Origin of the sequence: Bacillus sp. V26 (genome assembly GCF_034296245.1) — a bacterium.
GTDB classification, from domain to species: Bacteria; Bacillota; Bacilli; order Bacillales; family Bacillaceae; genus Bacillus; species Bacillus halotolerans.
The window spans coordinates 75,999-96,862 of sequence record NZ_JAXKQF010000004.1 but is presented as its reverse complement, the minus strand read 5'-3'; the positions used below and the strand labels follow the sequence as shown (position 1 = coordinate 96,862).

Annotated in this window: 23 protein-coding genes and 1 riboswitch; of the genes, 4 read left to right on the top strand and 19 right to left on the bottom strand. The window is 45.5% G+C overall.

Translation table 11 applies throughout. The annotated features are described in order from the left end of the window. Positions 1–7: 7 nt before the first annotated feature. The 11 genes from liaR to UJ203_RS13755 all read right to left on the bottom strand — a co-directional run bounded on the left by liaR (position 8) and on the right by UJ203_RS13755 (position 10,047). Positions 8–643 carry a two-component system response regulator LiaR gene (gene liaR / locus UJ203_RS13805; protein WP_024122798.1) on the bottom strand — a complete coding sequence of 212 codons (636 nt, stop codon included), beginning with the start codon at positions 641–643 and terminating at the stop codon, positions 8–10. Further along, positions 621–1,703, bottom strand: a complete 1,083-nt coding sequence (liaS, locus tag UJ203_RS13800; protein WP_105991591.1) for a two-component system sensor histidine kinase LiaS — start codon at positions 1,701–1,703, stop codon at positions 621–623. The genes liaR and liaS overlap by 23 nt, the downstream gene beginning before the upstream one ends. After that, entirely contained in the window at positions 1,700–2,428 is a 729-nt protein-coding gene (gene liaF, locus UJ203_RS13795; protein WP_322011624.1) for a cell wall-active antibiotics response protein LiaF, read from the bottom strand. The genes liaS and liaF overlap by 4 nt, the downstream gene beginning before the upstream one ends. 34 nt (positions 2,429–2,462) lie before the next feature. Further along, positions 2,463–3,335, bottom strand: coding sequence for a DUF4097 domain-containing protein (locus tag UJ203_RS13790; RefSeq protein ID WP_322011622.1), 873 nt, complete (start codon positions 3,333–3,335; stop codon positions 2,463–2,465). A gap of 99 nt (positions 3,336–3,434) precedes the next feature. Beyond that, entirely contained in the window at positions 3,435–4,115 is a 681-nt protein-coding gene (gene liaH / locus UJ203_RS13785) for a stress responsive protein LiaH (protein ID WP_024122802.1), read from the bottom strand. 26 nt (positions 4,116–4,141) lie between these two features. Next, positions 4,142–4,522 carry a protein liaI gene (locus UJ203_RS13780; protein WP_322011619.1) on the bottom strand — a complete coding sequence of 127 codons (381 nt, stop codon included), beginning with the start codon at positions 4,520–4,522 and terminating at the stop codon, positions 4,142–4,144. A gap of 162 nt (positions 4,523–4,684) precedes the next feature. Next, positions 4,685–5,953 (bottom strand): MFS transporter, encoded by a 1,269-nt coding sequence (locus UJ203_RS13775; protein WP_024122804.1) that lies wholly within the window; start codon positions 5,951–5,953, stop codon positions 4,685–4,687. Positions 5,954–6,128: 175 nt separating this feature from the next. Continuing rightward, positions 6,129–6,710, bottom strand: a complete 582-nt coding sequence (locus tag UJ203_RS13770; protein WP_217827975.1) for a cob(I)yrinic acid a,c-diamide adenosyltransferase — start codon at positions 6,708–6,710, stop codon at positions 6,129–6,131. 22 nt (positions 6,711–6,732) lie between these two features. Next, positions 6,733–8,070 (bottom strand): ATP-binding cassette domain-containing protein, encoded by a 1,338-nt coding sequence (locus UJ203_RS13765; protein ID WP_322011888.1) that lies wholly within the window; start codon positions 8,068–8,070, stop codon positions 6,733–6,735. Then, complete coding sequence (locus tag UJ203_RS13760) at positions 8,070–9,131, bottom strand: FecCD family ABC transporter permease (RefSeq protein ID WP_105991586.1); 1,062 nt, start codon at positions 9,129–9,131, stop codon at positions 8,070–8,072. The genes UJ203_RS13765 and UJ203_RS13760 overlap by 1 nt, the downstream gene beginning before the upstream one ends. Next, entirely contained in the window at positions 9,094–10,047 is a 954-nt protein-coding gene (locus UJ203_RS13755) for an ABC transporter substrate-binding protein (protein WP_322011609.1), read from the bottom strand. The genes UJ203_RS13760 and UJ203_RS13755 overlap by 38 nt, the downstream gene beginning before the upstream one ends. Positions 10,048–10,148: 101 nt before the next feature. Beyond that, a riboswitch (cobalamin riboswitch) is annotated at positions 10,149–10,288 on the bottom strand. Between the two features lie 154 nt (positions 10,289–10,442). Between UJ203_RS13755 and UJ203_RS13750 the strand changes: the two genes are divergently transcribed. Next, on the top strand, positions 10,443–11,234 hold the full coding sequence (locus UJ203_RS13750; protein ID WP_322011605.1) for an SDR family oxidoreductase: 792 nt from the start codon (positions 10,443–10,445) through the stop codon (positions 11,232–11,234). A gap of 34 nt (positions 11,235–11,268) precedes the next feature. Here UJ203_RS13750 and UJ203_RS13745 read toward each other — a convergent pair whose 3' ends face one another. The 5 genes from UJ203_RS13745 to sigO all read right to left on the bottom strand — a co-directional run bounded on the left by UJ203_RS13745 (position 11,269) and on the right by sigO (position 15,597). Then, positions 11,269–12,147 carry an SMP-30/gluconolactonase/LRE family protein gene (locus UJ203_RS13745; protein ID WP_188323296.1) on the bottom strand — a complete coding sequence of 293 codons (879 nt, stop codon included), beginning with the start codon at positions 12,145–12,147 and terminating at the stop codon, positions 11,269–11,271. A gap of 69 nt (positions 12,148–12,216) precedes the next feature. Then, entirely contained in the window at positions 12,217–13,959 is a 1,743-nt protein-coding gene (locus UJ203_RS13740; protein WP_322011602.1) for a HAMP domain-containing sensor histidine kinase, read from the bottom strand. Continuing rightward, positions 13,956–14,675 carry a two-component system response regulator YvrH gene (gene yvrH, locus UJ203_RS13735; protein WP_024122812.1) on the bottom strand — a complete coding sequence of 240 codons (720 nt, stop codon included), beginning with the start codon at positions 14,673–14,675 and terminating at the stop codon, positions 13,956–13,958. The genes UJ203_RS13740 and yvrH overlap by 4 nt, the downstream gene beginning before the upstream one ends. Before the next feature lie 151 nt (positions 14,676–14,826). Then, positions 14,827–15,063: a sigma-O factor regulator RsoA gene (rsoA, locus tag UJ203_RS13730; RefSeq protein WP_322011600.1), complete on the bottom strand. Its 237-nt coding sequence runs from the start codon at positions 15,061–15,063 to the stop codon at positions 14,827–14,829. Between the two features lie 3 nt (positions 15,064–15,066). After that, a complete protein-coding gene (gene sigO / locus UJ203_RS13725) occupies positions 15,067–15,597 on the bottom strand; it encodes an RNA polymerase sigma factor SigO (RefSeq protein WP_202853410.1) in 531 nt (176 codons plus the stop codon). 205 nt (positions 15,598–15,802) lie between these two features. Between sigO and UJ203_RS13720 the strand changes: the two genes are divergently transcribed. From UJ203_RS13720 to UJ203_RS13710, 3 genes are all read left to right on the top strand, one after another. Next, entirely contained in the window at positions 15,803–15,958 is a 156-nt protein-coding gene (locus tag UJ203_RS13720) for a YvrJ family protein (RefSeq protein WP_024122815.1), read from the top strand. Positions 15,959–16,077: 119 nt separating this feature from the next. Then, complete coding sequence (gene oxdC, locus UJ203_RS13715) at positions 16,078–17,235, top strand: oxalate decarboxylase (protein ID WP_202853404.1); 1,158 nt, start codon at positions 16,078–16,080, stop codon at positions 17,233–17,235. 64 nt (positions 17,236–17,299) lie between these two features. After that, the gene (locus tag UJ203_RS13710) at positions 17,300–17,701 is read left to right on the top strand and encodes a YrvL family regulatory protein (protein WP_105953877.1); all 402 of its coding nucleotides are present in this window, start codon (positions 17,300–17,302) and stop codon (positions 17,699–17,701) included. A gap of 33 nt (positions 17,702–17,734) precedes the next feature. Here UJ203_RS13710 and UJ203_RS13705 read toward each other — a convergent pair whose 3' ends face one another. The 3 genes from UJ203_RS13705 to UJ203_RS13695 are packed head-to-tail and all read right to left on the bottom strand — an operon-like array spanning position 17,735 to position 20,820. Then, on the bottom strand, positions 17,735–18,964 hold the full coding sequence (locus tag UJ203_RS13705; protein ID WP_322011596.1) for an ABC transporter permease: 1,230 nt from the start codon (positions 18,962–18,964) through the stop codon (positions 17,735–17,737). After that, positions 18,957–19,643, bottom strand: coding sequence for an ABC transporter ATP-binding protein (locus UJ203_RS13700; RefSeq protein WP_024122819.1), 687 nt, complete (start codon positions 19,641–19,643; stop codon positions 18,957–18,959). Before UJ203_RS13700 ends, UJ203_RS13705 begins: the two co-directional genes overlap by 8 nt. After that, positions 19,627–20,820, bottom strand: coding sequence for an efflux RND transporter periplasmic adaptor subunit (locus tag UJ203_RS13695; RefSeq protein ID WP_044159093.1), 1,194 nt, complete (start codon positions 20,818–20,820; stop codon positions 19,627–19,629). Before UJ203_RS13695 ends, UJ203_RS13700 begins: the two co-directional genes overlap by 17 nt. Between the last annotated feature and the right edge of the window lie 44 nt (positions 20,821–20,864).

Sequence of the window (20,864 nt, the reverse complement as noted above, 5' to 3'; positions counted from 1 at the left end):
CGGACGCCTATTTTACGAGGTGATTGCGGTGTGCGTAGACGGCTGCCTGTGTCCGGTCGCTGACATCCAGCTTTGATAAAATATTAGTGATGTGGGTTTTGACTGTTTTGATCGTGATAAACAGCTCCTCGCCAATTTCTTTATTTGTTTTTCCTTCTGCAATCAAACAGAGAATCTCAAGCTCCCGTTTCGTGAGGGATTCATGCGGGAGCGCGTTTTCCCCTGAGTGGCGCAGCCGGGATAATACTTTCCCCGCCACTTTTGATTCAAGCTTTGGCTCTCCCTTGCTTGCGGCACGGATCGCATCAGCGATTTCGGCCGCTTTTGACGTTTTTAATAAGTAGCTGAGCGCTCCCGCTTCAATAACCGGATACACTTTGTCATCATCAATGAAGCTTGTGAGCACAATAATTTTCGGATCGGAAAGCTTCTGGCAAATTTGCTTTGTCGCTTCAATGCCGTCCATGCCTTCCATGACAAGATCCATTAAAATCACATCAGGCTTTAATTCAACAGCAAGCTGTACACCCTCGCTGCCATCAGATGCTTCGCCGATGACATCAATATCGGGCTGTGCTTCCAAAAATGCGGCGAGCCCCATTCTGACCATTTCATGATCATCAATCAACAATACTCGAATCACGTTCGTTCTCTCCTTTTTCTTCCGGGAAAATCGGGACCTTTACTTCGATTTGTGTGCCTTTTCCTTCAACCGAAATTACCTCGGCAACTCCGCCGATTTCGCTTGCACGTTCTTTCATCGAATTCAAGCCGTAGGATGACGCTTTTACCTGGCCCATCTTGAATCCTTTTCCGTTATCAATGACCTTCAGCCGCAGCTGATTGTTCTTTGCGCCGAGGATGACGGATACTTTTGAGGCTTTTGAATGCCTGAATACATTCGAAAGGGCCTCCTGTACGATCCTGAATAAATGATCCTCTACTCCTTTGGAAATCGGTGTATCCTGAATGTCCCACACGATATCAAGCGGCTGTTTTTTCCGGAACTCGTCCAAAAGCTCCGTAAGACCCTCCTTCAGCCCTTTCCCTTCGAGTGTCACTGGCCTTAAATGGAGCAGCAGCGCCCTCATTTCATTTTGGGCTTCTCCCGCCATGTGCTCTACCATCTTGATCCGTTTCACAGTTTTATCATCCGTATCTTTTACGTGTTCTAATACGGCGGAGGTCATCATGGATATCGCAAAGAGCTGCTGGCTGACAGCATCGTGCAGGTCTCTTGCCAATCGCTGGCGTTCTTCTGTAATGACTGATTTCTTCATTTGCACCTGCCATTCAGCCCGTTCATTTGAAAGCTTTTGCAGGGAAGCGACTTGAAGTTCAACCCGCTTCGCCATTTCATTCAGCTGATCGGCTGCAAGCCCGATTTCATCGTCCCCGAGCGGAGGAATTCGATAAGCGAAGTTACCGTTTTCAAATGTTAAAATCGATTCGATCAATGTATCGACCCTTGTTTTCAGCCGGTTGCCGTACATGTAGCCTGACGCAAAACCGATCGTAAGGCTGATCAGCACCAAAATCAGGATAAACGGAATCCCGAACCAGCTTGACGACAGCAGCACAAACGGATCGAGCCGATAGTAAACCATCATAAAAGAAATCAAGCAGACAAAAAGGAGCAGACTGATTCCCGTTGTCATGCGAATGGCGCGCCACTGGAGACTGGCAAGCAGTTTTTTTCTCATACGTATTTCACATCCACATCACCGATAAATAGGGAGACGGATACCTTTACCCGGCGTTTGGACTCGCTGAAATCAGAAGACGCGGCGTATACCTTTGTGCCTAATCCGCTTTTCTTCGAGCCGATCAGATTAATGTCGCCGATAAAAACGGACGAGCTGACAGCCACTTCAAGGTCTGATGGAACATAAATATCAACGTTTCCGATCACTCCGCTGATGACAATCGTGCTCTCTCCCTCCGGAATCATCGCTTTTGACAAGTCGATTTTCACATCGCCGATAAAACCCGATACATTTAAATCATTCAGGTCAAACGGCTGCTTCATCATCAGCAGCTCGCCGATAAAAAAGCTTCGCATGTCAGGGTGTTTCACATCTTTAGGAGGCTCGGACTGTTTTTCTTTTTTCGTTAAGTCGATAGGCTTCTCATTCGGTTCAAAAATTGGCTTTCCTTTCACAAGCCGGTAGCCTGCGTAGATTAAAAATGCGGCAAACGCGTAGCCAAATAAGTTAAAGGTGATGCTAAACAGATTATTCAAAAATAAGAAAGCGGCAAAGATATACATGACGGACCCAAGCCAGTCACGGGAGTACTTTTTTAAAAAATAGCCGGCAATCAGAAAAAAGAGCGGCCAAAACAGCAGATCGCCTATTCCGATAATTTGCAAAAACATACTGATGCCAAATAAAGCAATCATAAGTCCAAGAAGCTGTTTTTTTGTCATTCTGGTTGTTCCGCCTCCTTTCTTCTGCCAGATGCTACTGTATCGCTACATCCCCGCTGTCTGTTTTAATATCAACTAGATGCTGGCCGCTTCCATGTGAGCCTGTGATTTGATGATGATCTTTATGTGCTGTATCAGCAAATGGATACGACGAGCTGACGCTTCCGCTCTCTGAAGCCGCATTGACTTTGAAACTGCCGTTTTCGGGAAGCTCCAGATACACATCACCGCTCGTTAATGTGACAGCTGAAGAGCCTGCTACCTTTTCTACATCCGCACGAAAGTCTCCTGATGTCATCCGTACATCAAGTGAGCCTGAAACACCGTCCAAGTTTGCGTCGCCTGAAGTTAAGCGAATGCCGGCTGTTTTAGCGTCTGTATTTGATATCGACACATCCCCGGAAGAGCCCTTCACCTTCAGCTCCTGGAGGCGGATACCCGTTACGTCCATATTTCCGCTTGCAGATGCTGCGTTCAGCTCGGAAAGCGTGAGATGTTTGTTACCGGCTACAGACACGTCGCCGCTTGAGGTTCTCACAGCCAAACCGCCTTTGTACGTGTATGGAATGCGGACGACAAGGGAAGAGCGATGAAATCCATTCAAAAATTGAAATTCTTTTTCCTTTGCCGTCAGCTCCAGCTTTCTTCTCTTTTCAGCCACAAACAATTTCCCGGAGTCACCTGAGATGGTTGCTGATATGTCATTACGCTCTTCCGCTATGATCTTCACATTCTTGTGATCCGATTCAATGATTACGCTTTCGATCTCATGCGGTGAAGCACTGGCTGAGTCAGCTTCAGTGCCGTTTATGAATGAAAGACCTTCAGCAAGCACGTCTTTGATTACAACTGCGGAAAAAATAAGAATACCGGCAATGATCAGCAGTTTGCCCAGCATTTTTTTCATTTGTTTTCATCCTTCTCATTCATTCTATTATAAAGGAAAAGCCTGTGAATTGATACGCGCGGAAGGGAAGGACTTGACGAAAACCCTTCCCTGTCCCACTTATTCATTTGCTGCATGTGATGTTTGATCTGATTTTTTCAATGAGAGTTCCCGCATCTTTTCGATTTCAGCTTCTACTTCACCTGCAAATTCACTTCGGCTCGATTCTGTGCCGGCTTCCGCTGATTTCGAATAATCAGCACGGATTTCCATTTCCTCAATCCGGTTTTCAATCCGCAGAAATTCACGATACGCGCTTTCACTGTCAATTTTGTCGAATGTCGCGTTCATATGCTCTTTTGCTTTTGCGGCGTTTGCCCGGGCAATCAGCGCCTGTTTTTTATCCTTTACGTCCTGAAGCCTTGTTTCAAGTGTGGCCAGCTGTTCTTTCAGCTCAGCCAGCTGGCTGCTTGCCTGTTCGTAGGAAGCTTTGTGCTCTGCTGCCTTTCCCTCTAAATACTTCATTTCTGTCAGCGCTTTTTTCGCAAGCTCTTCTTCACCGGCATCAAAAGCCAGCTGAGCTTGATTCTTACGCTTTCCAGCCACTTCATTTGCTTCTTCATATTTTTTCTTAAATTGAAAGGCAATCGTATGCTGTTTGACGATCGTTTGTTTTGCTTTTGCAATATCGCTTTCCATATCACGAACGTATTGATTCAGCATCACCTTAGGGTTCTCCAGTTTATCCAAACCTTCATGAACTGACGCAACAAACATATCTCTCATTCTTTTTAATACCATACCGTTATTCCTCCTCATATCATGTGTTATTTTTTCTTTAAGAAATTTTCCCATTCGTCATCAAAATGAGACTGGTAGCCGGCAGAAGCTGGCTCAGGATCAAAGCCTGACACATCGCTTTCCGCGGATCCGTTTTTCATCAGTTTCCAGCCGTAATACACCATAGCGGCTGCGAGTGCAATTCCGACGAGAAACGGCAGTGAGCAAATGAGCATCATCGCCCCGATTCCGCCCAAGATGATACCTGTGATGGTTTTGCCCGCTGTGAATCTTTTGATTCCCGCGTATGTCAGCAAGCCTCCGATCACAAGCGGAATCATAAATCCGAAGCTGCCTCCCCCAAAAAAGACGGAGATTCCAAATACAATTAATAAGAATCCGCCTATCGTTTTCTTGTTGATCTTCATGCAGATCCTCCTTTCGTTTTCCTTGTCTTCATCTTATACAAAACAGAAGATGAGCAAAACGAATCAGAGATTGATTTTTGGTTAAGACCAGAGTCGTAGACAGCACCGGACCCAGCGGCATAAAAAAAAGCCATGCACGAGGCATGGCTTCTTCAAAAACCTTTACAGATGAACACTTGCTTCCCTTTCTTTTACCAAATCGGATTGTTCTGCTTTGGCCAGCTTTGTAAACAGAAGGATTCCGATTCCCGCGATAATTTCCACAACTCCCCCGGCAGCGATCACATTTCCTGAACCAAAAGCATTTGCGGCATATCCGCAAATGACAGCGCCGGCCGGAATCGAAATATTTGAGATCATATGTATGACGGCATAAACTTGCGGCTGGTCCTCGCTATCGACAGATGTCTGTATAATCGTATACTCAGGAACATTGATCGCACTGACTGCAGCGCCAAAAGTAAAGGCGGCGAAAAAGACGAGCGGCAAAAAGGTATTCATTCCGGTAATAAAGAAAGCGAACCCTTCAATAATGCCTGCCGTTACAAAAAGCAGTCCGTACTTGTTTACTTTTACTTTTGTCAGTACAAATCCCAATAAAAACGCGCCTATTGCGGTGGTGGCTTTTAATAGCGAATATACAATCGGCTGTCCGTTTAAATCCTCCGCAACATACACAGCGGAGAGCGCTTCCCAAGGGGCTGCCGCGAAATTCATAAAAATACAATAGATAGCGAGCGGATATAAGATTTGGTGTTTTCTGACAAGGACAAAACCGCGTTTCAGTCTGCCAAAATATGTACCTCTCTGTGCAACGGCCGCTGATTCCGATTTTGTTTCAACAGCAGTGTATTTGATAAAGAGAACAAGAAAACCAGAAATAAGATAAAGTACGAGAGCCATAAGCATTGTATATGAAGGACTGATAAACGTAAGGAGAGCGCCGCATAGTGTCACAGCTCCAAGCCGGACAATTTGGGCGGATGACTGCAGCACAGCATTTGCTTTTTGAATGCCCTTTTCATCTACAATTTGAGGGATTAAAGCAATGGAAGCAGGATTGTAGGCAGCGCCAGTAGCTGAATGCACAATCATAAGAGTCATAACAAACCACAGCGGAGAGAATCCGCCGAAATGGCAGATCGGAATGATTAAAACAACCGCGGCTCTTGTCAGGTCTGAAAAGTACATCCAGAATTTCAATGTATTCTGCTTCATGAAAGGACCCGTCACAGGTGCTAAAACGGCTTCCGGCAAAAAGGTGACAGCAATCAATAAAGCAGTTCCGATCGCACCTTCACCGTCAAAAATTAAAAACCATAATATCGAATTAAATGCGAACATATCGCCGGAAATCTTGACTATTCTTGAGAAAAAAAGAAAGTTGAAATTTCTCTTCCAGACGCTATCACTTTCAATGAGTCTCACCATCTATCAGAGCCCCCCACTGCCTATTTTTTACATCATTTTGTTACAATATCTCATTTTTCCATTTTTCAGTCAATAATTCATAAGGTTCATTTTTTGTCGTAAAAAGGGAAATTGACAAAATGAAAAAAATAAAAAGCCGGCATGTATTGAAAATGCCAGCTTTCATTCATGTTTTTTATGATCCGCTGCTGTTTCGATCGCGAAACACAATAGCGCTTCTTTCATACTCCACATCGTCAATACCGCTTCTCACGTTGACAACCCGTGCTGCGGCAAAGAAATAGTCGGACAATCGATTGAGATAACGGAGCACCATTTCATGGATCTCTTCCGTTTTCATCAGCGCCACCACTTGGCGTTCCGCCCGCCTTGTAATGGTGCGCGCCACATGGAGAAGCGAAGCGGCCTTTGATCCGCCCGGAAGAATAAATCTCTTTAGTTCAGGTGCCTCTTCTGTATAGGCGTCGATGCGCATTTCTAAAAAGGAGACGGATTCTTCCTTCAATTTATAGTCTCTTTTTTCTGTGATGATTGCCAGATCGCCCCCGCAGTCAAAGAGCTCGTGCTGAATGTTGAGCAGCTCGGCCGTTAGATCCTCAAAGCCGCGCTTCCCGGAAAGTTCAGCCAAAGCCAGTCCGACAAAACTGTTCAGCTCATCAATCGTGCCGTAGCTTTCTACTCGGAGGCTGTCCTTGTCTGTTCTGCCTCCGATTAAACTCGTTTGCCCGTTATCGCCTGTTTTTGTATATAGTTTCATCTTATCTGTCTCCTTTACAGACTTATTCAAGCAGGTCCGCAGCCGCCCGCACACATTCAGCTGTCCCAAACCGAATCAATTGATTCAGCCGTTTTTCTATGGTTTCTGAAGATGTCTCTTCAGTTTGTGTCGCTGCAACGAGGATTTCTCCATGTTCATCCTGTTCACCGCCCAGCACTTTCATGCGCTCGGCTTCTGCCCCCATGACAGCCCTGACGAAGAATTGGTCTGTCGCAAAGCCGTTGATCAAAATCCATATCGAAAAGCCGGACATGACACAAATACAAACGGACAGCTCTTCGTCTTCAAACGTACGGCACACAAGCCGGTCAAGTCTGCCGGAGGAGGCCATCGCACAGGTTTCCTGCGGATAAAAGCCGTTTTCAGATAAATAGGCTGTAAGCTCCTCTTTTTGATCTGACTGGGCAGGCAGCCATTTATGGAGAAACGTCCGGTTCCAAGAAAAGCCTGAACCGACAGGAGCAGAAGACAGCGTGCGGAGCGGGATTTCCGTTTGCAAGAGGATCTCGTCGCGCCGCACTTGCAGCAAAGTTTCAAACGGAATCGCCTGCTGCTTTAGGGCGCTGTTTTCAGGCTGAATTGCAATAAGCGGTTTAGGCAATTGATGATGGATGAAAGTGCTGACTTTCGTGTTATACAACGCCTTAATGTGCTCTTCTGTGATGGCGGTTTCCGGTTTTTGCTTAGGCCCGGCTGTTCCGTTTTTTATAAAGACGATTTCATCACAGTACAGGCTAGCGGTGTTCAGATCGTGAAAAACACTGACAGCAGTCAGCCCATTTTCTCTCGTCAGGCGCTTGATAAGATCGAGCAGTTCTTTTTGATAGGCCAAATCCAGAAAATTAGTCGGTTCGTCTAAAAATAAAATGCGCGGCTGCTGCGCCAGTGCTTGAGCCAAATAAACCCGCTGCTGTTCGCCCCCGCTTAGTTCACGAATCGATTTCTCAGCGAAAGCGAGTACCCCTGTTTGTTCCATCGCATTCCGAATAATGGCTTCATCCTCTTCAGTCTGCTGGCTGAACAGCCCTTTTTGAAATGGATATCTGCCGAAGGATACGGTTTCTTTGACAGTGAAGCTAAAGGCTTGATCTGTTTTTTGCGGCAGAACTGCCATCATTTGCGCCAGTTTCTTCGGTTTATATTCAGTGAGTGGTTTGCCAGCCAGACAAACGGAGCCTTCTATTGCCGGAAGTGTCCCTGTCAGCAAGTGAAGCAGTGTTGTTTTTCCGCTCCCGTTCGGTCCGAGAATGCCAAGAAATTCTCCCTTCTTCACTGTTAAACTGATATTTTTAATCAGCCGGCTGTCTCCGTGACCTCCCGACAGCCCCTCTGCCTTGATCATAAGCTTCTCCCCCCGCGATGCTGCCGAATTAAAATCAGAGCGAAAACAGGAGCTCCCGCTAAGGCTGTAATAATGCCGATCGGCAGCTCAACCGGTTCAATCATTGTTCTCGAAAGCAGATCGGCCAAAACGAGAAATCCCGCGCCAAGCAAGGCAGACAGCGGCAATAAATGCCGATGATCCGTTCCCCACAGCAATCTTGTGATATGCGGAATCACAAGCCCGACAAATCCAATGGTGCCGGATACAGCCACAGCACTGCCTGTCAGCAGTGACCCTGCAATTAAAATCAGCATTTTTCTGTGCTGGACGCTGACCCCGAGAAGCCTTGCTTTCTCCTCTCCATAGGTCATCACATTGAGTTCTCTTCCGTTTATGATCAGGAGCATGGTTCCTAAAAGAAAAAACGGGAGAAACAGGGCAACGTAGCTCCAGCCTCTCATCGAGACGCTGCCAAGCAGCCAATGCACAATCGGCAGCAAATTATCGCCTGTCAGAGCAATGATGAGAGAAATAAATGCGCCCAAAAATGAATTGATGATGACACCGGTCAGAATAAGCGTAGAGACAGACATCGAAGCGTGAACGAGGCGGCTGAACGAAAGAACAGCCACAATCGTGACAAGCGCTGCAGCTACACTTACAACCGGCAGTGTAAAGCCTCCTATGACGGGGAATTGCAGTCCAAAAAATAAGGTTGAAACCGCCCCGACGGAAGCACCGGACGAAACACCGAGCGTATACGGATCAGCGAGCGGATTTTTTAAAAGTCCCTGAAAAGCAGCCCCTGCGATAGAAAGAGCCGCCCCCACAAGGGCGGCCAGCACGACTCTCGGCAGTCTGATATTCATCATAATATTTGTATACATTGGATCATAGGAGCCGGCAGAGCCGCCAAAACCTTCATGCCAAAAGATATGAAAGATGGCGGATATCGGAATGGGCAGACTGCCGCAGGAAATGCCCAATATGATACTGGCAGCTAAAAATAAGAAACTGATGCTATAAGCAGCAAAGCGATTATTCTTTAAACGTATCCGGGTAGATGCTTTCCGCAAGTTCTTCGACCCCTTCGATCAGACGCGGACCTGAACGTGTGACGAGATCAGGATCAACATCATAAACGCGATGATGTTTCACAGCATTGATTCCGCTCCAGCCATCGCGTTTTTCCACCGCATCCGCTTTCACACCGTCCGTTGTGACAATGGCGTCTGGATTCAGCTTTACGATGGCCTCGTCTGTCATTTGCACCCAGCCTTTTTGATCCGCTGCAGCGTTTTTAGCATGGATGACATTCAGCATTTCATTCATAAACGTGTCTTTTCCGGTTGTGTAAATGTCAGGATCAGGCGAAACCTCAATAAAGACGCTTTTTTCCTCGTCTTTTGAAATGGATTTCGCTTTTTCTTTAATCTCCTGCAGGTCTGATTTCATGCTGTTGACCAGTTGGTCCGCTTTTTTCTCAGCTCCGGCAGCTTCACCGATCATTTCGATTGATTTGTATACCTCTGCGAATGATTGTGCATCATTGACAGTCAGCACAGCAATGCCAGCGTCCTTCAGCTGCTTGATGGCATCTGCTGAAGCTGACATGGAAGATTCATGAGCGAGAACGAGATCAGGTTTAAGAGAAATGACTTTCTCGACGTTTACATTCATATCCCCAACCTTCTCAACCTGTTTGACTTCCTTTGGATATGTATCGTTTGTGGTGACGCCGACCACTTTGTCACCGAGTCCGAGAGCATATGTAATTTCCGTGTTGCTCGGCATTAACGAAACAATTTTTTTCGGCTCCTTTTTGATGGTAACATCCTGATTTGACGCATCATCAATTGTGACAGGGAACGCTTCAGACGCGGCTGTCTTTTGCTTCGCATTGGAATCCTTCTCACCTGCCGCATTGCCGCAGCCTGAAATCATAATGGCGGTCAGCAGAAGCGCCGTCCATATTCCGGCTAATTTTTTCATACCCTTTCCTCCTAAATGAACTAAAAAAGCATCTCTACGATGGTAAAGACGCTGTAAACAACAAAAAAGCCTATTGTTTACACATCATCTGTCCTCGCAGACTTCGTGTTTATCAAACAGGCAGGTATCCTGGCTCTTGGCGCAAAGGCCAATTACAGTGGCGGGACCGCACCGGCTTTTACCGGTTTCCCTATTAAGCCGGCTATTTTCACGTACCGGCACCTGTTTGACATTCGTATCCTTTTTCGGAGTTATTATACTATATGGCTGACAGGCTTGTATATGCAGTATGAATGACTTTTCCGCCGCTGCATGTATGGAAGCAAAATTCTCGTAAACACTAAATTTCATCTTGTATACTAAGTAGCATGATCAATAAAAAAGGAATGATTCTTATGGACTTACAGCTAAAAGACAAGCTTGTCTTAATCACAGGCTCAACTTCCGGCATCGGGAAAGCAGCAGCGAAAAGCTTTTTGCAAGAAGGTGCAGCCGTTATAGTCAATGGCCGAAAACAAGAGACAGTCGATCGCACGGTTGAAGAGCTTTCTTCATATGGAACGGTGCATGGAGTAGCCGCCGACTTATCAAAACCGGATGAAGCAGCAGCTTTTCTTGAAAAAGTGAAGCAGATCGGTGATATAGATGTTCTTGTCAACAATCTCGGTTTCTTTGAAGTGAAGGATTTCGCCGAGGTAACGGATGAAGAATGGAATCAATATTTTGAAGTAAACGTGATGAGCGCTGTTCGGACAAGCCGTCACTTCCTTCCAAAGATGCTTGCCAAAAACAGCGGCCGCATTTTGAATATCGCAAGTGAAGCAGGCGTCAAACCGCTTTCGACTATGATTCCTTATTCAATGACCAAAACAGCGCTGATCAGCCTGTCCAGAGGAATGGCTGAAATGACGAAGGGCACAAAGGTTACGGTTAATTCAGTGCTCCCGGGTCCTACTTGGACAGAAGGCGTTGCTTCCTATATGGAGGGCGCCGCAAAGGCAGCCGGCCAGGATACAGATACATTTGTGAAAGACTATTTTAAAGTGAATGAGCCGACTTCACTCATTCAAAGATACGCAACAGCCGAAGAAGTCGCGAGCACAATTGTATTCCTCGCATCTGATGCCGCATCTGCCATTAACGGCACGGCACAGCGTGTGGAAGGCGGAATTATCCGTTCACTTTAAATGCAAAAACGCATCCGTTTTCGGATGCGTTTTTTTATAACTCCCCAGCGAATGGAACCGGCTGGTATCCGCCCGTTTCAAGTTGGGCTGAAAACAATCCGCCCGCATGAGGCTGTTCATATCTTTCTGTTTCGGTCATTTGTTCAGTAGCTGTTGTGATGTAAAGGGTTTTCATGTCCTGGCCGCCGAACGCACAGCACGTGACATATTTGGCCGGAACACTTATTGAATCAATTTCTTTTTTCTGAAAAGGATCAATGTGAACCACACGGCTCCCGCCAAACAGCGCCACCCACAGCATGCCGTTTTGATCAATTGTCATGCCATCCGGCAATCCATCCGATTTTTCAAAACGATAGACGGTTTCTGGGTTTGAAACGTTTCCGCTTTCGGGATCGTATTGATAGCACACAATCTCCTGCGTCGGCGTGTCAATGTAGTACATCAAGCTGCGTTCGCGATCCCAATCCAAACCGTTCGAGGTTGAGACTTGATCTTTCATTTTGACAAGGCTGCCATCTGTGTCCAAACGGTAAAGCGAGGCTTGTTTTTGTTCGCCTTCCATGCTCGTCGTTCCTGCCCAAAGCCTTCCGTACGGATCACATTTGGCGTCGTTAAACCGAAGGCTCTCATGCATATCCTTGGGCTGTTTGATTTTTTCAAGACTGTCATCATGAAGATGATACAGGTAAAAACCGTCTTTCATCGTCATGATCAGCTCATCCTTTGAATATTTCGCAAGCGCCGTCACAAAGGATGTAAATTTGACCGAACGATTGATTTTTTCTTTAGGATCGAAAATATGGAGCTCGCTTCCTAAAATATCAACCCAGTATAGACGGCCGTTTTCTTCATCCCATAACGGACCTTCACCGATTACTGCCCTAGTGTCTGCTTCTAATATTGCATCCATGTGTAACACCTCTTTAGCTTCAGTCTATATATTGTTATTCCCGGCAAAGAGGTGTCCAAACCACACGCCTTATTCTTTTTTAAAAAGAATGGTAATGACGGAGCCAATATTGATCCTGCTGTTGACGTGAATCGTTCCGTTATGCAGGTGCACCAGCTCTTTGGCAATCGCCAGTCCAAGCCCCGTCCCGGCAGACGGATCTTTCGTATTGGTTCCTCTGTAATAACGGTTAAATAAATGGGTGATCGTTTCCTCATCCATTCCTTTCCCATTGTCTTTGACCTTCAATGAAATATGATTTTTTGTCTGTTCAAGAATCACCTGAATCGCTGTTCCTTTATCGTTGTGCTTCACAGCATTTCCAAGCAGATTTTCCAGAATGCGTCTGAACCAGGCTTCATCCAGCGCAAATTCAATATGCTCTTCTCTTGATACAAATGAAATATCATATCCTTCAGAAAACGGATTTTTCTTGAAGTCCTCAATGACATTCTTAAAAAACGGAATGAGGCTCGTGAGCTTTCTTTCCATCGGCAGAGCGTCATTTTTCAGACGATACGTTAAATTTAAGTCCTCGATCAGCTTTGACATGTATTCCGATTTCTCTCTGACAACCTGTCCCATTTCTTTCACTTCATCAGGAGACCAGTCGTATTGCTTCGATTCAAGCATCATGCTGTAGCCGTAAATGCTGCTGAGGGGCGTTTTTAAATCATGAGACAAACCGGCGATCCATTCTTCCCGTGTCGCCTGGATTTTTTCTCTGTTTGTCTTATCCCGTCTCAGCGTTTCAGTCAGCTGATCCATAGATTCAAATATCTCACCGAAGAAGCGGTACGGCTGTTTGATTTTTCCCTTTTTGTTTTTACTGACAGGGCGCCCTTTACGGTTTTTCGGTTCTTCAAGCTTCCCTTTTGATAGATTGACAAGCCATTTGATTGTATGAAAAATCGGCAAGCCGAATCTGAACATATACCAGGCAGTCATCCAGAATATATAAAGAATCAGAACGCCCATGATCAGAAACATCGCTTTCAGGACAACCCTCAGAAACGATTTATTAAACTCCTGGTCAGTAATATAGACAGGGTTTGGCACCGAAGCGACCATCCACCTGTTTTGATCGAGGAATTTAACAGAAATCTCCCGTTTATAGTTCCATGGTTTAGAGCTGTATTTGAGAAGCTCCAGCTGGTTCATCGTTTTTCTTTCGCTTTTCTTGCTGTTAATGCTGTCGAGTATGTTCCCGTTTCTGTCTAACAGATACACGGCTCCTTTTTCACGCTTAATATAGTCAATTGTACTGGACTTATATTGTGACAAAGAGTCGATGGAGGGTTCACGGCTTTCAATGGAAGTCAGCAGCTGTTCGCTCTTTGATTTCCAGCCGAACAAGAGGAGGTACGACTTGTCTTCAATATTGATTGCCCAATAATTCAGCTTATAGTTATCAAGCTTCTTGCTTTTATAAATAGACAAAAGCTCCTTCTTTGTGTAGGTGCCGGGCACGTCTTTCGGCACGCTGTAGGAATAATCCGTTTTTCCATTAGAATCAATGATTTGCATCCAGCCGTGCTGTTTATCAACAGATTTCTTCAGAAAATCGTCCACTTCCCATGACCCGTCTTCGTTTACATCGAGATACGCCTCAAGCGTGTCAGTCGTTGCCTTTGTCAGCCCTGAATTGGATTCCGCATCGCTGAATCGCGCGTCTAAATAGAAAAAGGACGCCACAAGCATGATCGAAAGAAGAAGGATAACAATCAGCATCTGCCCGAAAAAGTGAAACAGAAACTTCCACCTTAACCTCATGGGCGCTTTCCGTTTCCTTCTGGACTCGGGATAAAACGGTATCCGAGACCGCGAACGGTTACGATATATTCCGGATTGCTCGGGTCACGCTCAATTTTTTCCCGGAGCTTACGGATATGAACCATGACGGTATTGTTATCTCCGTACGAAGGATAGCCCCATACTTTTTCATAAATTTGATCTTTAGAAAGCACCACATTGGGATGTTCGCAAAAATACTGAAGCAGCTGCAAAAGCTGAGCCGAACAGGCTACAGTTTCCCCGCCCACAATCAACTCGGCATTTTGCGGAGAAAATGTAAAGTAATCATATGTATAGGTTTTGTTTGATTCAGCTGCATTCGACTGATACGTACGCTTTAAATGCGCTCTGATCCGCGCGGCTAATTCCAGCGGATTAAATGGTTTTGTAATATAATCATCAGCTCCGACCGCAAAACCCGATAATTTGTCAGCGTCCGATGATCTCGCCGTCAGGAAAAAAATCGGGGCGTCTGAATACTCCCTGATTAATGTGCAGGCCTCAAAACCGGTCATTCCGCCCATCATGACATCCAATACGATTAAATCAACCTTATTAGTCTTGACAACCGGAATGGCTTCCTCTGCACTTGCCGCATCCAGTATATGTCGATAACCTTCTTTTTCGAGAACGCGTTTGATCATATCCACAATCGCTTTCTCATCGTCTACGATTAAAATTGACGCATTTTCCACTTTTATGTTCCTTTCTGTCACTGTTTTTTTCATCTTATCATTATATCGTTTCTTTTTGGTACATTTTTGAATAGGAGGGCTCTTGACGGGGGTGAACAGCAGGAAACGGGAACCTGCAAAATGTTCCCGTTTTTCTTAGAATGAGGTATCGTTATGAGTTCTCGTCTACCATATACAGAATAAACTCCCAAAATCCCGGAACATCCTGACACAGAAGCATATCAGCCTTTTCAAACATTTTGATTTTCAGCTCCTGCTCCAAATCTTCTCTTTCTTGATAGGACGTATTGCTGAGTTTTTTTCTGATCATCGGTGAAAAGCATGCAATCAGATGCTCAATGTCGTATATTTCATCTTTATTCCTATGATGTTCAAACTGGCCGCCCACAGTTTACTTTTCCCCCTTTTTTTGCGCCTCTAGCTGCTTCCTGATATTTTCTAATCCCTTTTTATGAATATTAGAGATATTTTGCCGGGACTCACCTAATGAATCAGCGATTTCCTGCATCGTGGCACCGTGAAGATAGACTTTTGTCAGCACGCTTTTTTGTTTGTCAGTCAGCTTCTGGATCGCTTGATAAAGCTGATAATCCTGGACATGCTGGCTCAAATCATCCTGCAGGTCTAAAAATTCCTCAAACGCGTCACTTCCCGCTTCGGAAGGAAGTCGTTCCCCTGCTTCCGGATGATCAACCGTCAGCGGATACCGTTTTTGATTCTTGCGAACCCGCTTATCAAAATCGATGGAAAAAATCCGAATCATTGAATTCATATACTTGACGATGCGAATCTCCTTATAAAATTGCTTGAATTGCTCGTCCAACGATTTTGCATCCTTTTCATTCGGGTTTTCCATTACATTTTTGAACAAACGGTAATGCTGAGGGTTGCTCAAAAAATGCTTCACGATGGGATGCTTCATAATCTCCTTACATTTCGATCGCAACAGACCTTGATAGTCCATCAAACCGCCTCCCTACTAAATTAAATGAAGGAAAGCAAAAAAAAGTAAACTACTACTTTCAGACTAGCGCTTGCTGAAGCAAACCTTCCAGTCATGGTTTACGATTTCTTGGATTCCCTTCACTTACTTACATGACTGCACAAAAAGGAGGGAGGTGTTTTTCATGGATCAGGTTTTTATAGAGGAAGTCGTCAAGCAGATCAGCAATCTCGGGTTCCCGGCACTGATCGCGATGTACCTGCTGACCCGTTTCGAGAAAAAATTCGATCAGCTCATTGAACTGATGACAGAGCTGAAAGATCAGAAAGCGAAACATTAATTTTGTATCGAAGTTGACTTTTCATCGGTTTTTTTCACTTAACAAGACAGAAGGGAAAACGAAAGGCCTTTCACATTCTCTTTCTGCGCCACAATTATTTTTAAGGAGGAGACAGGAAAATGAAAAAACAAAACGACATTCCCCAGCCAATCAGAGGAGATAAGGGAGCGACAGTGAAAATCCCGCGTAATATTGAAAGGGACCGGCAGAATCCCGATATGCTCGTACCGCCGGAAACCGATCATGGCACCGTTGAAAATATGAAGTTTTCTTTCTCAGATACTCATAACCGTTTGGAAAAAGGCGGGTACGCCCGTGAAGTTACCGTACGTGAGCTGCCGATTTCAGAAAACCTGGCTTCTGTTAATATGCGGCTGAAGCCAGGCGCCATTCGCGAGCTTCATTGGCATAAGGAAGCAGAGTGGGCTTATATGATCTACGGGAAAGCACGCGTCACGATTGTGGATGAAAAGGGCCGCAGCTTTATTGATGATGTAGGCGAAGGAGATTTATGGTACTTCCCGTCAGGCCTTCCGCACTCGATTCAAGCGCTTGAAGAAGGGGCAGAGTTCCTGCTCGTGTTTGACGACGGGTCATTCTCTGAAAACAGCACGTTCCAGCTGACAGACTGGCTTGCCCACACCCCTAAAGAAGTGATTGCCGCTAATTTTGGCGTAACAGAAAAAGAAATCGCGAATTTGCCAGGCAAAGAAAAATATATATTTGAAAAGCCTGTGCCCGGCTGTTTAAAAGATGACATTGTGGAAGGGCCGTACGGTGAAGTGCCTTATCCGTTTACGTACCGCCTTCTTGAACAGGAGCCGATTGCATCAGAAGGAGGAAAGGTGTACATTGCGGATTCGACAAACTTTACAGTGTCTAAAACCATTGCATCTGCGCTTGTAACCGTGGAACCAGGCGCCATGAGAGAGCTTCACTGGCATCCGAATACGCATGAATGGCAATATTACATCTCCGGTAAAGCGAGAATGACTGTTTTTGCTGCTGACGGCCACGCGAGAACCTTTAACTATCAAGCCGGTGATGTTGGTTATGTTCCATTTGCGATGGGCCACTACGTAGAAAACCTCGGCGATGAACCGCTCGTCTTTTTAGAAATCTTTAAAGATGACCATTATGCCGATGTGTCTTTAAACCAATGGCTCGCAATGCTTCCTGAAACCTTCATCCAAGAACACCTTGACTTAGGCAAAGAATTTACGGATGTCCTTTCAAAAGAAAAGCATCCGGTTGTGAAAAAGAAAAGCAGTAAATAAAAAACTGGCAGCTTGCAGAGAGCGCTCGTTCTCTCTCTGCAAGCGCTGATAAGGAGATGAACCAGTGATACATCAAAAGTATTTATTACGGCAGGCCGTACAGTATGTGCTGGCAGCGGCGGCTGTGTTATTTTGCTATTTTACAATCATTCTCTGTGTCTTTTCTTTGGCGGGAACGAGCTACCGATCAGCTGCTCATGTCCTGCTTTTTGCTGTGTTATTTCTTGTGCTCGGACTATGCTTTGAACCTTTTGAACGGCTGATGATACATAGTTTTACGTTTTTTAAGACTGGAAAACGAGCTTTTATCCTTATGGCCGGCACCGTCCAGCTGCTGTTTTTATGGATGACCGCTTATACGGCAGATCAAATGATTCATAACATTTGGCTGTCAACCACAGAAGAAATGATCCTCGCAGCCGTTTTTCTTATTTTGGATAAATGCAATTCAGCACTGCCCAAATAAAAAAAGAACGCCATCCGATTGGATGCGTTCTTTTTATTCATATCGAAGCGCATCAACAGGCTGAAGCTTCGATGCCTTAATGGACGGCAGCAAGCCGAAAATAATGCCGACTGCCATTGAGAAAACGAGTGCTCCGATAACTGCCGGAACGGAGATGATAAAAGGCATCGGAAAGATAACCGTGATAAGTTTAGCGATGCCAAAGCCCGCCAGCACACCGAGAATTCCGCCAATACTTGTCAGCACGACGGCCTCTGTTAAAAATTGAAATAAAATCACGCGCCGCTTGGCACCGAGAGCCTTCTTAATTCCGATTTCCCGCGTGCGCTCCGTCACTGAAACAAGCATAATGTTCATGACACCGATGCCTCCGACCAAAAGCGAGATGCTGGCAATTCCGCCAAGCAGCAGAGCAAATGACTGGTTAAAGGACTCCACTTCCTGAGCGACCTCCTGAAGATCCATCACGCTGTACTCCGCTTTTTCCAAATCAGCATCTGAAAGTCCTTGATTTAGAAGGTCCGCGGCCATTACACCGGCTTCTTGGATATGCTCAGAAGAGTCTGCCTGCACCGCAATCTGTGTCGGCGCGTCAAATCCTTCAATAAGCGGCCACACTTTTTTCGGCACATATAAAACCGGATTCGCATAGTCGCCATCAAACATGCTTTCTTCCTGTTTCTTTTCATGAAAAACACCGGCAACCCGGAACGGCACACCATTCATCTCAATGTTTTTGTGCAGAGCGTCACCGTCAGGAAACAGCTCATCTCTTGCGGCCTCATTGATCATAACCACTTGGTGTGTGCTGTTTAATTCTTTTTCCGCCAGCTTTCTCCCCTCAGTGATGCTGATCGGGAACATATCGAAATAATCAGCATCAACTCCGTACACTTGAGGATAAGAAACGTTCGTTAAGTGAAAAACGGTTGCGCCTTCGGACAAGTAATATAAAGATAATCCTTTTACAACCGGGTCTGATTTTATCGTCTGAATGGTTTCTTCAGATACAGGGGGTGCTGACGTATAAGAAACCTCCTGGTAACCGCCTTCCTCTTCCCCGCCTGTTGGCTGGTACACAACATTAATCGCGTTATTTCCCATGCCGATCATGCTTTGCTTTAATTGCTCGCTTTGGCCTTTCAGCATAGAGACGATTGCAATGATCGCCGCTATACCGATAATGACACCAAGCATCGTAAGAATCGACCTCAGCTTATGTGAAAAAATAGATTGAAAGGAGATCCGAATATGTTCAAGCATGGCTAATCCCTCGCTCGTCTAACACTAATTCTCCGTCTCTGATAAACACGGTTCTGTCGGCTTTTCTGGCGACGTCCGGGTCATGGGTAATCATAATGATCGTTGTGCCTTCCTGATGCAATTGTGAAAACAGCGACAAAATTTGTTCACTTGATTTTGTATCAAGCGCCCCGGTCGGTTCATCTGCCAGAATAAACCGAGGTTGATTGACAAGGGCTCTGGCAATCGCCACCCGCTGCTTTTGTCCGCCGGACAGCTTTGGCGGCTTGTAAGAGATCCTATCTTTCAAACCAACCTTTTCAAGAGCTTCATAGGCTCTTTGCCTTCTTTCTTTTTTCTTTACCTTATTGTAAATCATCGGCAGCTCGACATTTTGCAGTGCGGTAAGGCGCGGCAGCAAATGAAAGGTTTGAAACACAAACCCGATCGATTCGTTGCGAATGTCAGCCAAAGCACCGTCTTTCCCTTTTAATACATCCATCTGGTCCAGCATATAGGTTCCGGAGGTCGGCCTGTCCAAACAGCCTATTATATTCATTAACGTAGACTTCCCTGAACCGGACGGCCCCATAATGGCCAGAAATTCACCAGCTTTGACGGTGAGATTAATATGCTTTAAGATCGGCACCTCTTCTTTGCCCAGCTTGTACGATTTAGAAATATTATTCAGTGTCAGCATTGACTGTAACCTGCTTTCCTTCCTTGACCGCGGGATCAGGATAGATCACATAATCTTCCGGTGTCAGGCCGCTTTTGATTTCGACCATGTCACTTTCGTCTGTCTCTCCGATTTCAACAGGCTGTTTAACCGCTTTCTGCTCCTCATCCGTCTTCCAAACGTATGGTTCGCCATCGTCCTGGATAATCATGTCGGACGGCAGCTTAATCGTATTCGCATCTGCTTCGTCACTCATGACTTCAATATTGACATGATAGCCGACTTCAAGGCCCTTATGGCTGTCCAATAAAACAGTGAAAGGATAGTTAGAGGATTGGGGATTCATTTCCTCTTCAGCATAACTTTCTGACTCTTCCCCCTCGCCTGTTCCAGCAGGAAGCTTGCCGATTGAAGTGATCTTGCCTTTCCACTCGCCTTCGCCGCCTGTTTTCAGCGTAACTCTGACTTTGCTGCCTTTTTTAATCGTGTCCATTAACAGCTCGTTGATTTGGCTTTTCACAAGGTATTTGCCCGTTGAAACGATTTGGATATACGGGCCTGCTGCCTGATCACCCGTTGCGCCGTCCGCAATATCCTGATTGACGCTTTGAACGATACCGTCATGCTTGCTTGTGATCACATTAGAACCTTTGTTTTTCGTTAGTGCAGCCAGTTCTTTTTGGTGCTGCTTCAGTTCAAGCTGGCTTGTCTTTAAATCAAAATTGGCCTGGTCAAGCTCGTCTTGAAGCTGTGCTTTCTCGTCTTTTCCGGCTGTCTTCAGCTTCTTCTCAGTTTCTGCTATTGATTTTTGCAAGCGGCTGATTTGAAGGTTTGTCATTTCGGTTTGTAAATTGCTTTGCTCAATTTCGTCAGAATGATCCTCGCCCTCGTACTCGAAAAGCTTATCGCCTTTTTTAACCTTATCGCCTTCTTTGACGTACGTTTTTTTAATGCTTCCTTTCTCTGAATCTATGTACACTTTTTGCTGTTTCTCTGGTTCAACTTTTCCCGAAAACGATTGGGCAGATTCAGATTCACCGCCCATATACACCGCGACCGATTCAGCATAAGGCTCCGATGATACGGCAACTTGGTTCATGTGAGTAAAAAAGTAAAAACCGCCGGCGCCGATCCCCGCCAGTAGGAGCACACCGGCACATATCGAACCGGCAATAAGCCATTTTTTCTTCTTGGACACAATGATCTCCTCTTTCTGTAATCTTCGTAATATTAACGAAACAT

Coding starts and splice junctions, on each gene's coding strand:
- liaS (WP_105991591.1), bottom strand. CDS start 1,703: ATGAGAAAAAAACTGCTTGCCAGTCTCCAGTGGCGCGCCATTCGCATG.
- liaF (WP_322011624.1), bottom strand. CDS start 2,428: ATGACAAAAAAACAGCTTCTTGGACTTATGATTGCTTTATTTGGCATC.
- UJ203_RS13790 (WP_322011622.1), bottom strand. CDS start 3,335: ATGAAAAAAATGCTGGGCAAACTGCTGATCATTGCCGGTATTCTTATT.
- liaH (WP_024122802.1), bottom strand. CDS start 4,115: ATGGTATTAAAAAGAATGAGAGATATGTTTGTTGCGTCAGTTCATGAA.
- UJ203_RS13780 (WP_322011619.1), bottom strand. CDS start 4,522: ATGAAGATCAACAAGAAAACGATAGGCGGATTCTTATTAATTGTATTT.
- UJ203_RS13775 (WP_024122804.1), bottom strand. CDS start 5,953: ATGGTGAGACTCATTGAAAGTGATAGCGTCTGGAAGAGAAATTTCAAC.
- UJ203_RS13770 (WP_217827975.1), bottom strand. CDS start 6,710: ATGAAACTATATACAAAAACAGGCGATAACGGGCAAACGAGTTTAATC.
- UJ203_RS13755 (WP_322011609.1), bottom strand. CDS start 10,047: ATGAAAAAATTAGCCGGAATATGGACGGCGCTTCTGCTGACCGCCATT.
- UJ203_RS13750 (WP_322011605.1), top strand. CDS start 10,443: ATGGACTTACAGCTAAAAGACAAGCTTGTCTTAATCACAGGCTCAACT.
- UJ203_RS13745 (WP_188323296.1), bottom strand. CDS start 12,147: ATGGATGCAATATTAGAAGCAGACACTAGGGCAGTAATCGGTGAAGGT.
- UJ203_RS13740 (WP_322011602.1), bottom strand. CDS start 13,959: ATGAGGTTAAGGTGGAAGTTTCTGTTTCACTTTTTCGGGCAGATGCTG.
- sigO (WP_202853410.1), bottom strand. CDS start 15,597: ATGAAGCATCCCATCGTGAAGCATTTTTTGAGCAACCCTCAGCATTAC.
- UJ203_RS13720 (WP_024122815.1), top strand. CDS start 15,803: ATGGATCAGGTTTTTATAGAGGAAGTCGTCAAGCAGATCAGCAATCTC.
- oxdC (WP_202853404.1), top strand. CDS start 16,078: ATGAAAAAACAAAACGACATTCCCCAGCCAATCAGAGGAGATAAGGGA.
- UJ203_RS13705 (WP_322011596.1), bottom strand. CDS start 18,964: ATGCTTGAACATATTCGGATCTCCTTTCAATCTATTTTTTCACATAAG.
- UJ203_RS13700 (WP_024122819.1), bottom strand. CDS start 19,643: ATGCTGACACTGAATAATATTTCTAAATCGTACAAGCTGGGCAAAGAA.